Origin of the sequence: Streptomyces rectiverticillatus (assembly GCF_013394065.1) — a bacterium.
In the GTDB taxonomy this organism is placed as follows: Bacteria; Actinomycetota; Actinomycetes; order Streptomycetales; family Streptomycetaceae; genus Streptomyces; species Streptomyces rectiverticillatus.
The window spans coordinates 3,689,403-3,703,989 of the sequence record NZ_CP040752.1; the positions used below are offsets into that span (position 1 = coordinate 3,689,403).

Consider the following 14,587-nt stretch of genomic DNA (forward strand, 5'->3'; position numbering starts at 1 on the left):
TTGCCGGGCCCCCTTGTCCCGACCGATCGTTCGGTTACTGTATCCACCGGGGGTGCGTCTGGTCCCCCGTATCGGAGCCCCGCTCGACAAGGAGTTGGTCAGCCGTGACCGCCGGACTCACCACCGCTCAGTTGACCGAGAAGCACCGCCCCACCCTGGATCAGGCACTGGATGCCATCCGCACGCGCGCCTATTGGTCCCCCTTCCCCGAGCACCCGAAGGCGTACGGCGCGGAGGGCGCCGTGCCGGGCAGCCTGAGCGCCGCCGAGGGCCAGGCCGCCTTCGAGGCGCTGCGCGGCACGCGCTTCGAGCTGGACCAGCCGGGCACGGACGGCTGGGCGGGCGGCGAGGTGTCGCCGTTCGGGATCGAGCTCGGCATCGAGTATCCGCACCCGGCCGTCGATGAGCTGCTGACGGCGCTGCGCGCGGCGATGCCGCAGTGGCGCGAGGCGGGGCCGGAGGTGCGGGCCGCGGTCTGCCTGGAGATCCTCGCGCGGATCAACGCCCGCTCGCACGAGTTCGCCCACGCCGTCATGCACACCAGCGGCCAGGCGTTCATGATGGCCTTCCAGGCCGGCGGCCCGCACGCCCAGGACCGGGGCCTGGAGGCCGTCGCCTACGCCTATGCGGAGCAGGTCCGCACGCCCGGCTCGGCCCAGTGGTCCAAGCCGCAGGGCAAGCGCGATCCGCTGGAGCTGCGCAAGGAGTTCACGGCCGTCCCGCGCGGCGTCTCCCTGCTGATCGGCTGCAACACCTTCCCCACGTGGAACGGCTTCCCCGGCTTCTTCGCCTCGCTCGCCACGGGCAATGCCGTCCTGGTCAAGCCGCACCCGGGCGCGGTGCTGCCCCTGGCCCTGACCGTGCGCATCGCGCGCGAGGTGCTGCGCGAGGCCGGCTTCTCACCCGACCTGGTGGCGCTGGCCGCCGAGCGGGACGGCGAGGGCATCGCGAAGACCCTGGCCGTGCGCCCGGAGATCCGCATCATCGACTACACCGGCTCCACCGCCTTCGGCGACTGGCTGGAGGCCAACGCCCGCCAGGCGCAGGTCTATACGGAAAAGGCCGGCGTCAACACGGTCGTCCTCGACTCCACCGACGACTACAAGGGCCTCCTCGGCAACCTGGCCTTCTCGCTGTCCCTCTACAGCGGCCAGATGTGCACCACCCCGCAGAACTTCCTGATCCCCCGCGAGGGCATCGCCACCGACGCCGGGCACAAGTCCTACGACGAGGTGGTGTCCGATCTGGCCGCCGCGGTCGAGGGCCTGCTGGGCGACGACGCCCGGGCGAACGCCCTGCTGGGCGCCATCGTCAACGACCAGGTCAAGGAGCGGATCGACGCCGCCGCCCAGCTCGGCGAAGTCGCCCTCGCCTCCCGCACGGTGGCCAACCCCGAATTCCCCGGCGCCACCGTCCGCACGCCGGTGATCGTGAAGCTGGACGGCGCCAAGCCCGACGCCGAAGCGGCCTACTTCTCGGAGTGCTTCGGCCCGGTCTCCTTCGCCGTGGCCGTCGACTCCGCGGCGGTCGCCGTGGAGCTGCTGCGCCGCACGGTGCGGGAGAAGGGCGCGATGACCGTCGGCGCGTACACCACGTCGCCCGAGGTCGAGCAGCTGGTGGAGGAGGCCTGCCTGGAGGAGTGCGCCCAGCTCTCGCTCAACCTGACGGGCGGGGTGTTCGTGAACCAGACGGCTGCCTTCTCCGACTTCCACGGCTCCGGCGGCAACCCGGCCGCCAATGCGGCCCTGTGCGACGGCGCGTTCGTCGCAAACCGCTTCCGCACGGTCGAGGTGCGCCGCCCGGCCTAGCCCTGGGCCGGGCCCGGGCCTCCCCAGTGGAACAGCGCCATGGCGACGCTCGTGGCGAGGTTGTAGCTGGAGACCTGCGGCCGCATGGGGAGGGCGACCAGCCGGGTCGCCCTCTCGCGCAGCTCGGGCGAGATGCCGTGGCGCTCGGAGCCGAAGGCGATCAGCGCGTCGTCGGGGAGGGTGAGCGAGCGGATGTCGTCGCCCTCCGGGTCCAGGGCGTACAGCGGCCCGGGCGGAAGCTCGGGCAGGGGCAGCCGTTCGACGGCGGTGGCGTAGTGCAGGCCCGCCCCGGCGCGTACGGCGTTGGGGTGCCAGGGGTCCATGTCCCCGGTGGTGACGACGCCCGTGGCGCCGAAACCGGCCGCCAGCCGGATCACGGCGCCCACGTTGCCGAGGTTGCGGGGGTTGTCCAGGACGACGACGGGCGCCTGCCGGGGTGCCCGTGAGAGCGTGTCGAGGTTCGCCCTGCGGGCCGGCCGCACGGCGAGCGCGGCCACGCCGGTGGGGTGGATCCTGGGCACCAGCTCGCGCAGGGCCTGCGCCGGGATCTCCACCAGTCGCTCGGCGAGGACGCCCGTGAGGTCGCCGGCCAGCGCGGCGGCGAGCTCCAGCACCGCCGCCTTGTCGCTCGTGACCGCGAGCCGCACGTCCGCGCCGAAGCGCAGGGCGTGCTTCAGGGCGTGGAAGCCGTCGAGCAATACGGCGTCGGGGGCGTGCTCGCCCCACTGCCGCACGGCGGCAGCGGCTTCGTCCTCGGTCATGCCCTCAGCCTACGAGAGTCCGGGCCGCCTCTTCGTCCCCCTCGCGCTGCGCCGGAACGGGCTGCTTACGGGCCGGGAGCAGCCGGTCGCGGGCGCGGGCGGCGAGGGGGCCCAGGCGGCGCAGGAAGGAGGTGGGGAGGAAGACCGCGTCGGCCACGATCATCGCGAGGGAGAAGAACGGCAGCCCGAGCAGCAGGGCGATGCCGAGGTGCTCCATCATCATCACGGCCAGCAGGACGTTCTTCACCCGCCGATTGAGCAGGGTGAAGGGGAAGGCAACCTGCACGGCCACGGTGCCGTAGCTGAGCAGCAGCACGAGCAGCCCGCTGCCGGCGAGCGCGTGGGAGAGCTCGGGCCAGGGCGAGAAGTAGTCGAGATGCAGCGGGTAGTAGAGCGCGGTGCCGTCCTGCCAGCGCGAGCCCTGGATCTTGTACCAGCCGGCCGTGGCGTAGATCAGGCAGACCTCCGCCATGATCACCAGCAGGCCCGCGTTGTGCAGCAGGTTCGCCAGGACGTCCAGGACGGCGCGGGGTTCGGGTGCGTAGCGCCCCGCGAGCCACCACAGCGCCTGGACGAGCCACAGGCCCCACAGCGCGGTGGCCCAGCCGACGCCGGGGAGCGGGCCGTGGTCGGTCCAGGACATCCGGGTGTCGCCGAGGATCTGCGCGGCGGCCAGCGCGAGCCCGCAGGCGGCCCACAGCACGATGCCCGTCACGTCCGCGCGGGCGGGGGCGCCGGCCTGCTTCGCGGCGCGGCGGGCGTCCAGCGACCAGACCCGCCCGCAGCGCGTGAGGATCAAATAGAGGGCCATGAGGTGGATGACGTTGTCGCCGCCGTCGCCGAGGAAGACGCTGCGGTTCTGCAGCGACAGCACGCCGACCATGGAGAGCACGGTCATGGTGCGGGTGCGCCAGCCCAGGGTCAGCAGGGCGGCGGTCACGACGGCGAAGGCGTAGACGGCCTCGAACCACAGGCCGCCGTCGGACCACAGCAAGGCGGTGAAGGCGTGGTTGTCGGCGGTCAGCCGACGGGCCATCTCCCAGCTCCAGGGCCCGTCGGGCCCGTACATCTCGTGCCGGTTCGGCCATTCGCGCAGCAGGAAGACCAGCCACGTGAAGGAGAGGCCGATACGTATCACGGCCGTCTGGTGGGCGCCGAGGGCGCTGCTCGTGACGCGGTCGGCGGCGCGCGAGATCCGGGCGCCGAGCGGCAGGGTCGTGCTCATCGGTTCTTCGCCTCCGTACGGTCGGCGGCGGTGACCGGCCACCAGCCCAGCACCCGGTAGGCGGGCTTGGCCCCGCCCTTCTCGTCGCTCCAGACCGGCGGCGCGACCAGGGTGGTCATGGCGCGCACCTGGACGCGGCTGATGCTGCGCCCGTCCTGCTCGGGACCGAGGCGGCCGACGACGATGCGCCGTATGTACTGCTCGGAGAGGTCGCCGCGCAGCCCGTTGGGGGCTTCTTTGACGTCGTGGGAGTTGGTGTAGAAGTCCCAGGCTCGGCGCAGCTCGTTCTGCTGCGTGTGGCTGGGGAGGAGGTTGTGCCGGATGGCGGCGCCGTCCTTCGCGGTCAGGTCGGTCCAGCCGGTCACCGTGGTCCGCCCGTCGGGACCGGCGAGCTCGGCGCGGGCCTGCACGGCCACGTTCTGCTGGAGCGGGTTGGGAGCGAAGAACTTCCAGTTCTGCTCGTACTCCGGATAGATGTAGTCGTCTATCGCCGCCGCGTTCTGCTTGGTGACCGTGTTCGACGGCGCCACGTGCAGGAACACCATCGCCAGGTGCACTCCCGCCGTCACCGCGATCACCGCTGCGCCCGCCGCGACGACGAGGCGCGCGGGCAGGGACAGCCCCGCGAGGGCGCCGGCCCGCTCGTGCCCGTCATCCGACTCCATGCCCCGCCCCGTTCCTGCGTCCCGCCTGTGCTGTGCACCCGAACGGTACCCAGGTCGTCCGGTGGGGCACAGCGCCCGGGGGTTATCCACAGGCTTGACACCCCTGGGCGGCCGCACCACCATTGAACCGAACGATCGGTCGGTCGGGCCGGTCGCATGCGGGCGGAGAGGCAGGGGGCATGCCATGACGACGATGGCGCCGGACACAGGAGCCCAGGACACCGCGGGCTACGAGGCGGCCTTCGACGCCGCCGTGGCGGCCGACGAGCGCATCGAACCGCGGGACTGGATGCCCGACGCCTACCGCGCCACCCTCGTCCGCCAGATAGCGCAGCACGCGCACTCCGAGATCATCGGCATGCAGCCCGAGGCCAACTGGATCACCCGCGCGCCCTCGCTGCGCCGCAAGGCGATCCTCATAGCCAAGGTGCAGGACGAAGCCGGCCACGGCCTCTACCTCTACAGCGCCGCCGAAACCCTGGGCACCGGGCGCGACGAGCTGCTCGACAAGCTCCACTCGGGCCGCCAGAAGTACTCCTCGATCTTCAACTACCCCACCCTGACCTGGGCCGACGTGGGCGCCATCGGCTGGCTCGTCGACGGCGCCGCCATCACCAACCAGGTCCCGCTGTGCCGCTGCTCCTACGGGCCCTACGCCCGCGCCATGGTCCGCATCTGCAAAGAGGAGTCCTTCCACCAGCGCCAGGGCTATGAGCTCCTGCTCGCCCTGAGCCGCGGCACCGAGGCCCAGCACGCCATGGCGCAGGACGCCGTGGACCGCTGGTGGTGGCCCTCGCTGATGATGTTCGGCCCGCCCGACGCCGAGTCCTCCCATTCGGCCCAGTCCATGGCCTGGAAGATCAAGCGGCACTCCAACGACGAGCTGCGCCAGCGGTTCGTGGACATCTGCGTCCCCCAGGCCGCCTCCCTCGGCCTGACCCTCCCCGACCCCGCCCTCCGGTGGAACGAGGAGCGCGGGCAGCACGACTTCGGCCCCATCGACTGGACGGAGTTCCAGGAGGTGCTCCGCGGCAACGGCCCCTGCAACGACCAGCGGATCAATCAGCGCCGGCGGGCCCATGAAGAGGGCGCATGGGTGCGCGAGGCAGCCGCCGCATACGCGGCCAAGCACGGAAAGGCGACGGCATGACGAACGCTGACTGGCCGCTGTGGGAGGTCTTCGTGCGCAGCAGGCGCGGCCTCGCCCACACCCACGCGGGCAGCCTCCACGCCCCGGACGCGGAGATGGCCCTGCGCAACGCCCGCGACCTCTACACCCGCCGCTCCGAAGGCGTCTCGATCTGGGTGGTGCCCTCCACCGCCGTCACCGCCTCCTCCCCCGACGAGAAGGACCCCTTCTTCGAGCCCGCGGCCGACAAGCCCTACCGCCACCCGACCTTCTACGAGATCCCGGAAGGGGTGCGGCACCTGTGAACGGCGAGCCTGTGACCGCTGTGGAAACCCCCCTGGCCGCGGCCGCGCTGGCCCTCGGGGACGACGCCCTGGTGCTCTCCCACCGGCTGGGGGAGTGGGCCGGGCACGCCCCGGTGCTCGAAGAGGAGGTCGCCCTCGCCAACATCGCCCTCGACCTGCTCGGCCAGGCCCGCACCCTGCTCTCCCTCGTCGGAGACGAGGACGAGCTGGCCTATCTCCGGGAAGAGCGTGCGTTCCGCAACGCCCAGCTCGTCGAGCAGCCCAACGGCGACTTCGCCCGCACCATCGCCCGCCAGCTGTACTTCTCCACCTACCAGCACCTGCTGTACGAGCAGCTGGCCACGGCCGGCGGGCCGGTCGCACCCCTGGCAGGCAAGGCCGTCAAGGAGGTCGCCTACCACCGCGACCACGCCGAGCACTGGACGCTGCGGCTCGGCGACGGCACGCAGGACAGCCACGCCCGCATGCAGCGCGGCCTGGACGCCCTCTGGAGGTATACGGGCGAGCTCTTCGAGCCCGTCGCGGGGCTGCCGGTCGACTGGAGCACCCTGCGCGAGGCCTGGCTGTCCGCGGTGACCGGTGTCGTCGAGCGCGCCACGCTCACCCTGCCCTCCGGCCCGCAGACCGGTGCGTGGACGGCCGGCGCCGGCCGGCAGGGCATCCACACCGAGCCCTTCGGGCGGATGCTCGCGGAGATGCAGCATCTGCACCGCAGCCACCCGGGGGCGTCATGGTGACCGCCCCCACCGCCCTGGAGGATCAGCTGCGCGCCCTGGCCGGATCCGTCCCCGACCCCGAGCTGCCCGTGCTCACCCTGGCCGAGCTGGGCGTGCTGCGCGGCCTGCACGTCACCGGCCCCGGCCGGGTCGAGGTCGAGCTCACCCCCACCTACACCGGCTGCCCCGCGATCGAGGCCATGTCCGCGGACATCGAGCGCGTGCTGCACGAGCACGGGCAGGCCGAGGTGTCCGTCCGCACCGTGCTCTCCCCCGCCTGGTCCACGGACGACATCACGGCCGAAGGGCGCCGCAAGCTCGCCGAGTTCGGCATAGCGCCGCCCCGGCCCACGGGCCCCGGCGCCGGCGGGCCCGTCATGGTCGGCCTGGGCATCCGGTGCCCGCACTGCGGCTCCACCGAGACCACACTGCTCAGTCGCTTCTCGTCCACCGCCTGCAAGGCCCTGCGCCGCTGCGAGGCGTGCCGGGAGCCGTTCGACCACTTCAAAGAGCTGTAGATGGCAGCGGCCCGCCACGGCGCCTTCCACCCCCTGCGAGTGGCCTCCGTCGACCCCCTCACCGACGACTCGGTGGCCGTCGCCTTCGCCGTGCCCCCCGAGCTGCGGGAGACCTACCGCTACGCCCCCGGCCAGCACATCGCCGTCCGCCGCCCCACCCGCGACGGCGGCGAGATCCGCCGTACGTATTCGCTGTGCGCCCCCGCACCCGCCCCCGGGGCGCCGGGCCCCGCGGAGCTGAGGGTGGGTGTGCGGCTGGTCGACGGCGGCGAGTTCTCGACGTACGCCCTCAAGGAGCTGGCCGCCGGGGACACCGTGGAGGTGATGGCACCGGCCGGGCGGTTCGTGCTGGAGCCCCGCGCCGGGCACTTCGCCGCGATCGTGGGCGGCAGCGGGATCACGCCCGTGCTGTCCATCGCCTCGACCTTGCTGGCGAGGGTGCCCGAGGCCCGCTTCTGTCTCATACGCAGCGACCGGACCGCCGCTTCCACGATGTTCCTGGAGGAAGTCGCCGACCTCAAGGACCGCTTCCCCGACCGCTTCCAGCTGGTGCACGCGCTCTCCCGCGAGGAGCAGCAGGCCGGGCTGCCGTCCGGGCGGCTGGACGAGGAGCGGCTGGCCCGGCTGCTGCCCGCGCTGGTGCCGGTGGAGGAGATCGGCGGCTGGTTCCTGTGCGGGCCCTTCGGCCTGGTGCGGGGGGCCGAGCGGGCGCTGCGCGGCCTCGGGGTCGGGCGGGACCGCATCCACCAGGAGATCTTCCACGTGGAGTCCGGGGCCGCCGTGGAGTCCGCAGTCGCCGGGGAGCCCGGCCAGGCCCCTCCCGCCGGCTCGCCTGCGCACAGCACGGTGACCGCGCAGCTCGACGGGCGCGGCGGCAGCTGGCCGGTGCGGGAAGGGGAGACGCTGCTGGAGACGGTCCTGCGGAACCGGCCGGACGCGCCCTACGCCTGCAAGGGCGGGGTGTGCGGGACGTGCCGGGCGTTCCTGGTCAGCGGCGAGGTGCGGATGGACCGGAACTTCGCACTGGAGCCGGAAGAGATCGAGAGCGGCCATGTACTGGCGTGCCAGTCGCATCCGCTGACGGAGGAGGTGGAGCTCGACTTCGACCGCTGAGCGTTCCCATTTACCGCCGCCCGCCTTAGATTGACGGTCCGTCAGATTTGGTGGGCCGGACAGCGGGCGCGGGAGGACGGCGGCAGTGGACTTCACCTTCACCGAGGAACAGCAGGCGGCCCGGGAAGCGGCGCAGGCCGTCCTCTCCGGGGTCTCCCCCGACGGCGTGCCCAGCCCGGTCCTCTCCCGGGGCCCGGTCGCGGAGGACTTCGACCGCGCACTGTGGCGCAGGCTGGCCGCCGCCGATCTGCTGAGCCTGACCGTCGCCGGCGAGCACGGCGGGGCGGGGCTCGGGCCGATCGCCCTGTGCCTGGTGCTGCGCGAGGCGGGGCAGGTGCTCGCCCGGGTGCCGCTGCTGGAGTCCGGTGCGGCGGCGCTCGCGCTCAGCACGCACGGCGGCCCGGCCGGGGCGGCGGTCCTGCCCGCGCTGGGGCGGGGCGAGCTGGTCGCCACGGTCGCCTCCAGCGGGCGCACGGGGCACGATGCGGCCGAACTCGCGGTCAGCGCACGGCCGGTGGCCGGGGCAGGCTGGGTGCTCGACGGTGTCCAGACGGCGGTGCCGTGGGCACCGTGCGCCGATGTGCTGGTGATCCCGGCGCAGATCGCGGACGGTGATGCCGGTGACCGCGCCGACAGCCACGGCGACAGCGACGGCGACGGCCACGGCGACGGCGACGGCCACGGCGACGGCGACGGCCGCTCCGACGGCCGGTCCGACGGCCGGTCCGACGGCCGCTCCGTGCTCGGGCTCGTTCCCCGCGATCACCCGGGGGTCGGCCTGGCCGGGCAGGTGTCCACCAATGGCGAGCGGTACGCCGAAGTACGGCTCGACTCCGTACGACTCGACGCCACACAGGTCGTCACCGCCGAAGGGGCCTGGGAGCGGCTGCGCGAGCTGCTCACCGTCGGGACGTGCGCGCTCGCGCTCGGCGTGGGGACGGCGGTGTGCCGTATGACGAGTGCGTACACGGGGAAGCGGGAGCAGTTCGGCTTCCCGCTGGCCACGTTCCAGGCGGTGGCCGTCCAGGCCGCCGACCGCTACATCGACCTGCGGGCGATGGAGGCCACGCTCTGGCAGGCCGCCTGGCGGCTGGAATCCGGGGCGGGCGGGCCGCTCCCGGCCGCCGCCGACCTCGCCGTCGCCAAGGTGTGGGCCTCGGAAGGGGTGCGCCGCGCGGTGCAGACCGCGCAGCACCTGCACGGCGGCTTCGGTGCCGACACCGACTACGCCCTGCACCGCTACCACGCCTGGGCCAAACAGCTGGAACTGTCCCTCGGCCCCGCCGCGGCCCACGAGGAGGCGCTCGGCGACCTGCTGGCCGCCCACGCGCCCGACGACTACTAGACCGGGACTGTTCGGACCGGGCTGCTCAGGCCCGAACCGCTAGATCACGGTGCCGGGGGCGCCGTTGCCGGCCACGACCGGGCGGCCCGCGGCCTCCCAGTCCTGCATACCGCCCGCGACGTTCACCGCGTCCAGGCCCTGCTGCACCAGATAGGCCGTGACCTGCGCGGACCGGCCGCCGGAACGGCAGATGACATTGATCCGGGCACCGTCGGGCGCCTTCTCCGTCAGCTCGCCGAAGCGGGCCACGAAGTCACTCATCGGAATGTGCAGCGCGCCCTCCGCGTGGCCCGCCGCCCACTCGTCGGCCTCGCGGACGTCCAGCAGAAAGTCTTCGGAGGAAAGGGCGTCGACGCCGACCGCGGGAATACCGGAACCAAAGCTCATGCCCACGACGCTACCCGACCAGCTCCCGCAGATGCGCCTCGCGCTCCGCGACCTGGGCGCGCAGGCCCTCGGCGATCTCCTCCAGCAGACCGTCCGGGTCCTCCGGCGCCATCCGCAGCATCGCGCCGATCGCCGAACCCTCCAGCTCGGCCGCCAGCTCCGACAGCATCTCCTTGCGCCGCGCCAGCCACTCCAGGCGGGCGTAGAGCTCCTCCGCGACGTCCAGCGGTCGCGGCTCCGGCGGCGGGCCCGCGGCCCACTCCGCCGCCAGCTCCCGCAGCAGGGCCTCGTCGCCGTCCGCGTACGCGGCGTTGACCCGCACGATGAACGCCTCGCGGCGCACCCGCTCGTCCTCGTCCCGCGCCAGGTCCGGATGCGCCTCGCGGACCAGCTCCCGGAAGGCCTTGCGGGCCTCGTCGCTCGGGCGCACCCGGCGCGGCGGGCGGACCGGCTTCTCCGTGAGCATCGCCTGCGCCTCCGGGGAGAGGCCGTCCGAATCCAGCCAGCCGTTGAAGAGCTCCTCCACGCCCGGCAGCGGCTGCACCAGCGCCCGGGCCTCGCGGGCCCGGCGCAGATCCTCGGCGTCGCCGCTGCGGGCGGCCACGGCCTCGGCGATCTGCGCCTCCAGCTCGTCGAGCCGGGCGTAGACCGGGCCGAGGCGCTGGTGGTGCAGGCGGGAGAAGTTCTCCACCTCCACCCGGAACGTCTCCACGGCGATCTCGAACTCGATCAGTGCCGTCTCGGCCGTGCGGACGGCCTTTTCCAGGCGGGAAGTGTCTGCTGCCGGATTCATCACCCGACCAGCGTAGTTCCCTCCCGGAGGGTTCCCCGGCCCCCTCGGCCCGAGCCCCGTCTACGCCGGTCCCCCCCCCGGCCCAGCCCTTGTCGCCGGGGCGACCGGCTCACGCCGGTGCCCGGCCGACGGCAGGCTGTCCGGCACCGCCGGGAAACGCCGTCTCGGCTGCTCGCCGTTGCGGCGGGAGTTTTTGGCTGCGGCAGCCGCCGCGGGCAGGCAATCACCGCAGCGGAATCCGACGGTGCCGCCCGACCGGCGGCAGGCCGTACGGCGCCGCCGGGATGCGGCGGCGCCCGGCCGGCGCCAGGCCTACGGCGCCGCCGGCATGGGGCGGCTCCGATGCTCGCCGTTGCGGTGGGGTTGTTGTCGTTAAGCGGGTGGCTCGGCGGGGATGCGGCCCGAGCGGATCGCCTTCGTCAAGGTTTCGTGGTCCGCCTCTGTTCGGTTTGCGTAGGTGTGGGCGAAGTCGGCCACGGCCTCGTCCAGGGCTGCGGACTTGCCGCAGTAGGCCGCTATCAGGCGGGGGTCCGCGGTGTGGGAGTGGGCGCGGGCGAGGAGGGCGCCGGTGAGGCGGGCGTAGTCGTCCAGTTCGTCGGGGGTGAGGGCCGCCGGGTCGACGCTGCCCTTGCGGTTGCGGAACTGCCGCACCTGGTACGCCCGGCCCTCGACCGTCGCCCAGCCCAGCAGCACGTCGCTGACGACCTGCATCCGCTTCTGGCCGAGCACGACGCGCCGCCCCTCGTGCCCGTCCGGCGGCAGGGCGAAGCCGGCCTTCTCCGCATACGGCAGCAGGACCGAGGGCCGGGCCTCCTTCACCTGGAGGACGAGCGGCTCGCCGCGGTGGTCCAGGAGCAGCACCACGTACGAGCGCAGCCCCACGCTTCCGGTGCCGACGATGCGGAAGGCCACGTCCTGCACCTCGTACCGGGCCGTCAGCGGCAGCAGGTCCTCCGGCAGGGTGCCGAGGTAGCCGCCGAGGGCGAGGGCGACCGCGGCCGCCTCGCCGTCCGGCAGCCGGCGCAGCACCGGCGGGGCGTCCACGAAGCGCCGCCCGTCGTCGGTCTTCTCCGTGGCCTTGGCCGCGAAGCGGGCGCTCGTGTTCCGCCGGGCCTTCTCCGCGACCCGCTCCAGCGTGCCGAGCAGCTCGCGGGCGTCCGCGTGGGAGACGAGCCGCTCGTCGGCGATGGCGTTCCAGGCCTCCGCGACCGGCATCCGGGCCAGCAGCCGCATCGTGTGCCGGTAGGAGCCGACGGCGTCCCGCGCCGCCGCCCGGCAGGTCGGCTCGTCCGCGCCCGCCTCCCGCCCGGCCAGCACCAGCGACGCGGCGAGCCGCTTCACGTCCCACTCCCACGGCCCGTGCAGGGTCTCGTCGAAGTCGTTGAGGTCGATGACGAGTTCGCCGCGCGCGTCCCCGTAGAGCCCGAAGTTGGCGGCGTGGGCGTCTCCGCAGATCTGGGCGCCGACCCCGGTCACGGCCGAGTCCGCCAGGTCGTAGCCCATCAGCCCCGCGGACCCGCGCAGGAAGGCGAACGGGGACGCGGCCATCCGGCCGACCCGTATCGGCGTGAGCTCCGGCAGCCGCCCCGCGTTCGACGCCTCCACCGCGGCGACCGCGTCCGGCTGGCCCGGACCGGCGGTCCACTCCGCGTGCGCGGCCCGCGGCACCCGCTCCCGCAGCGCCTTCCCCTCGGCCTTGGGCGACCCGCCCTCCGCCTTCGGATGCGCGAACCCCGGCACGTACGGCAGTCGCGACATCGCGACCCACCTCCCCCTTCGCCTGAACCGACCCGGTAGCGGTAGCCCTTCCGGCTGCCGAGAAGCTACCCAAGGAAAGGCCCCCGAGGACCCCCGCCCCGGGCACCGCACACCGCGTGGCCGGATCGTTGCCGTACGCCACCGCGCCCCCTTGACCTCAAGCAAAGTCGAGGTTCGATGATGCGGTCACGAGCACCGGCTACGCGGGGGAGAGAGCGAGAGAACGCATGACCAAGGAATCCGGCTTCTACTCGATCATCGACTACACCGTTGACGGGCCCGAGACGCAGCGCGCCCTCCTGAAGGCGTTCACGGAGATCCAGAAGACCTGGGTGCGCTTCTACCCCGGATACCGCTCGGCCCAGTTCCACCTCAGCACGGACGGCACCCGCGTCGTGAACCTCATCCACTGGGCCACCGAGGCCGACTACCTCAACTTCGTGGAGAACTCCGACACCGACGGCCGCATGGCCGCCATCCGGCAGGCACTGGAGAACCTGCCCGGCAAGGCCGAGATCAACATGCCCGGAGCACCGACCTACCTGGCCTACGAGGTCACGCCCGGCCCGCGCCTGTAGCGCCTCCCACAGCAACAGCAACTTCCAGCGACTGTTTGACCGTTCGCAGCGCAGCCGACACGGCCGCGGGGGGCACGGACCCCGCCCCCGCGGCCTCCCGGGCCTCCTCCCGAGCCTCCCGAGCCGTGGCATAGCCCAGCACCTGGGCTATGCCGAGAGCGCGCAACGCCTCGTCGCCGCCGACGGTTTCGGGCTCCCCCAGCATCTGCCGCGCGGTGGACTCCAGCAGCACGCCCGCGACCGCGGCCAGCGCGGACGGCGGCAAGGCCTCTTCGAGCATCGCGGCGACGGACACCGCATCCGGCACGGACGCGGCAGGAGCGGCGTGCGCAACAGGGGCAACAGGGGCAGCAAGAGCAACAGGCGGAGCAGGAGCAGCAGTCGTCTCACGCCAGGATCTCAGCGAGCCGTATCGGGCCAGGCCGTCATGCAAGGCGGCCGCGAAAGTGGACCCCAGAGCGGGCCCCGTCATCTCTTCCTTCGACTCTTCCTTCGACGCTCGCACCGGCGCCTCCTCGAAGCCACGGGCACCGCAGCCGGCGCCCTCGCGGATGAGCGGCAGGGCACACGCGGAACACCCCGACGCATAGCGCGAACGTAGCAAACCGACCAGTTTGTATGTCAAGGCTGTACGGGGTAGTTCGTCACGCTATGCAATCGGGCTCGACCATCCCTCCAGGGCGGTTCGAGGGCCTTTCCAGCAACCCCTCCAGCGGGCCCGCGTCGCCGCACCCCGCCGTCACATCCGATCCCGCCGGGTCCAGCCGGCCGACCATGTGCGACGCGGCGAGCCGGGGCAGCAGCAGCCGCCAGAAGGCCGTCACCGCCTCCCGGGACAGCCACGCCTGGTCGCCCCGGCCGAGCACCTCCAGCCCCGTCGTCGACGCCGTGATGACCGTGGCCGCGTCCTGCGGCGCCACCCCTTCGGCGAGCGCCCCTTCGCTGCCCGCCCGCACCAGCTGCCGGCGTACGAAGTCCTGCCACTGGCGGCGCAGGTCGGGCCTCGTCGCATCGGAGACGTCGCAGCTCAGACGGAATCCGGCGCGGACGACGAGGTCGCTGCGGAGGCGGCTCACCATCGCGTGGGAGGCGTCCGCGAGCACCTGCAGGGCCGGCTCGTCGCTGCTGTCCGCGCAGCGCGTGATGGTGAGGAGGGCCTCGCGCGCCTCGGACTCCACGGCCGCGGCCAGCGACTCCTTGTCCTCGAAGTGGAAGTGGAACGCGCCGGTGCTGACCCCGGCCCTGGCGCTGATCCCCGAGACCCGCGAACTCGCGTACCCGTACTCGTCGAACGCGGCGGCGGCGGAGTGGATCAGTGCGCGGCGGGTGCGTTCTGCTCGCTCTTGCTTCCTCATGGACGACTCCCGCGACGAACTCGAACCCCGGCGCCCCGACGCGGGGATGTGGGAAGTGGACGGGGACATGTCACCCGTATGCAATGTGTGAGAAGTGTAGCAAAACAAAACCAACTAGATGGTTTTCATTG

Annotated in this window: 16 protein-coding genes; 8 read left to right on the forward strand and 8 right to left on the reverse strand. The window is 72.9% G+C overall.

Annotated features, from left to right (window positions below):
- Positions 1 to 104 precede the first annotated feature (104 nt).
- On the forward strand, positions 105 to 1,808 hold the full coding sequence (gene paaN / locus FGW37_RS15920) for a phenylacetic acid degradation protein PaaN (protein WP_179081651.1): 1,704 nt from the start codon (positions 105 to 107) through the stop codon (positions 1,806 to 1,808).
- Here the strand turns inward: paaN and FGW37_RS15925 are convergent.
- From FGW37_RS15925 to FGW37_RS15935, 3 genes are read right to left on the reverse strand one after another with little or no spacing between them, the layout of a single operon-like run.
- Positions 1,805 to 2,569 (reverse strand): TrmH family RNA methyltransferase, encoded by a 765-nt coding sequence (locus tag FGW37_RS15925; RefSeq protein WP_179081652.1) that lies wholly within the window; start codon positions 2,567 to 2,569, stop codon positions 1,805 to 1,807. The two genes, paaN and FGW37_RS15925, sit on opposite strands and share 4 nt — an antisense overlap.
- 4 nt (positions 2,570 to 2,573) lie before the next feature.
- Positions 2,574 to 3,794, reverse strand: coding sequence for an HTTM domain-containing protein (locus tag FGW37_RS15930; protein WP_179081653.1), 1,221 nt, complete (start codon positions 3,792 to 3,794; stop codon positions 2,574 to 2,576).
- Positions 3,791 to 4,459, reverse strand: a complete 669-nt coding sequence (locus FGW37_RS15935) for a DUF5819 family protein (protein ID WP_179081654.1) — start codon at positions 4,457 to 4,459, stop codon at positions 3,791 to 3,793. The genes FGW37_RS15930 and FGW37_RS15935 overlap by 4 nt, the downstream gene beginning before the upstream one ends.
- 184 nt (positions 4,460 to 4,643) lie before the next feature.
- Between FGW37_RS15935 and paaA the strand changes: the two genes are divergently transcribed.
- The 6 genes from paaA to FGW37_RS15965 all read left to right on the forward strand — a co-directional run bounded on the left by paaA (position 4,644) and on the right by FGW37_RS15965 (position 9,585).
- Positions 4,644 to 5,609 (forward strand): 1,2-phenylacetyl-CoA epoxidase subunit PaaA, encoded by a 966-nt coding sequence (paaA, locus tag FGW37_RS15940; RefSeq protein ID WP_179081655.1) that lies wholly within the window; start codon positions 4,644 to 4,646, stop codon positions 5,607 to 5,609.
- Positions 5,606 to 5,893 carry a 1,2-phenylacetyl-CoA epoxidase subunit PaaB gene (paaB, locus tag FGW37_RS15945; RefSeq protein WP_179081656.1) on the forward strand — a complete coding sequence of 96 codons (288 nt, stop codon included), beginning with the start codon at positions 5,606 to 5,608 and terminating at the stop codon, positions 5,891 to 5,893. The genes paaA and paaB overlap by 4 nt, the downstream gene beginning before the upstream one ends.
- Positions 5,894 to 5,904: 11 nt before the next feature.
- A complete protein-coding gene (gene paaC, locus FGW37_RS15950) occupies positions 5,905 to 6,630 on the forward strand; it encodes a 1,2-phenylacetyl-CoA epoxidase subunit PaaC (RefSeq protein WP_179081657.1) in 726 nt (241 codons plus the stop codon).
- Complete coding sequence (paaD, locus tag FGW37_RS15955; RefSeq protein ID WP_179081658.1) at positions 6,624 to 7,127, forward strand: 1,2-phenylacetyl-CoA epoxidase subunit PaaD; 504 nt, start codon at positions 6,624 to 6,626, stop codon at positions 7,125 to 7,127. Before paaC ends, paaD begins: the two co-directional genes overlap by 7 nt.
- On the forward strand, positions 7,128 to 8,240 hold the full coding sequence (locus tag FGW37_RS15960) for a 2Fe-2S iron-sulfur cluster-binding protein (protein ID WP_179081659.1): 1,113 nt from the start codon (positions 7,128 to 7,130) through the stop codon (positions 8,238 to 8,240).
- Between the two features lie 85 nt (positions 8,241 to 8,325).
- Complete coding sequence (locus tag FGW37_RS15965) at positions 8,326 to 9,585, forward strand: acyl-CoA dehydrogenase family protein (protein WP_179081660.1); 1,260 nt, start codon at positions 8,326 to 8,328, stop codon at positions 9,583 to 9,585.
- A gap of 39 nt (positions 9,586 to 9,624) precedes the next feature.
- Here FGW37_RS15965 and FGW37_RS15970 read toward each other — a convergent pair whose 3' ends face one another.
- The 3 genes from FGW37_RS15970 to FGW37_RS15980 all read right to left on the reverse strand — a co-directional run bounded on the left by FGW37_RS15970 (position 9,625) and on the right by FGW37_RS15980 (position 12,523).
- Positions 9,625 to 9,972 (reverse strand): rhodanese-like domain-containing protein, encoded by a 348-nt coding sequence (locus FGW37_RS15970; RefSeq protein WP_179081661.1) that lies wholly within the window; start codon positions 9,970 to 9,972, stop codon positions 9,625 to 9,627.
- Between the two features lie 10 nt (positions 9,973 to 9,982).
- Positions 9,983 to 10,765 carry a hypothetical protein gene (locus FGW37_RS15975; RefSeq protein ID WP_179081662.1) on the reverse strand — a complete coding sequence of 261 codons (783 nt, stop codon included), beginning with the start codon at positions 10,763 to 10,765 and terminating at the stop codon, positions 9,983 to 9,985.
- Positions 10,766 to 11,137: 372 nt separating this feature from the next.
- Positions 11,138 to 12,523, reverse strand: a complete 1,386-nt coding sequence (locus FGW37_RS15980; protein ID WP_179081663.1) for a DUF2252 domain-containing protein — start codon at positions 12,521 to 12,523, stop codon at positions 11,138 to 11,140.
- Between the two features lie 227 nt (positions 12,524 to 12,750).
- Between FGW37_RS15980 and FGW37_RS15985 the strand changes: the two genes are divergently transcribed.
- Positions 12,751 to 13,101 (forward strand): antibiotic biosynthesis monooxygenase, encoded by a 351-nt coding sequence (locus tag FGW37_RS15985; protein WP_179081664.1) that lies wholly within the window; start codon positions 12,751 to 12,753, stop codon positions 13,099 to 13,101.
- On the opposite strand, the gene FGW37_RS15990 is transcribed toward FGW37_RS15985, so the two are convergent.
- Together FGW37_RS15990 and FGW37_RS15995 are read right to left on the reverse strand one after the other, a co-directional pair.
- Positions 13,079 to 13,606 (reverse strand): hypothetical protein, encoded by a 528-nt coding sequence (locus tag FGW37_RS15990; protein ID WP_179081665.1) that lies wholly within the window; start codon positions 13,604 to 13,606, stop codon positions 13,079 to 13,081. The two genes, FGW37_RS15985 and FGW37_RS15990, sit on opposite strands and share 23 nt — an antisense overlap.
- Before the next feature lie 139 nt (positions 13,607 to 13,745).
- The gene (locus FGW37_RS15995) at positions 13,746 to 14,456 is read right to left on the reverse strand and encodes a ScbR family autoregulator-binding transcription factor (RefSeq protein WP_179081666.1); all 711 of its coding nucleotides are present in this window, start codon (positions 14,454 to 14,456) and stop codon (positions 13,746 to 13,748) included.
- Positions 14,457 to 14,587 lie beyond the last annotated feature (131 nt).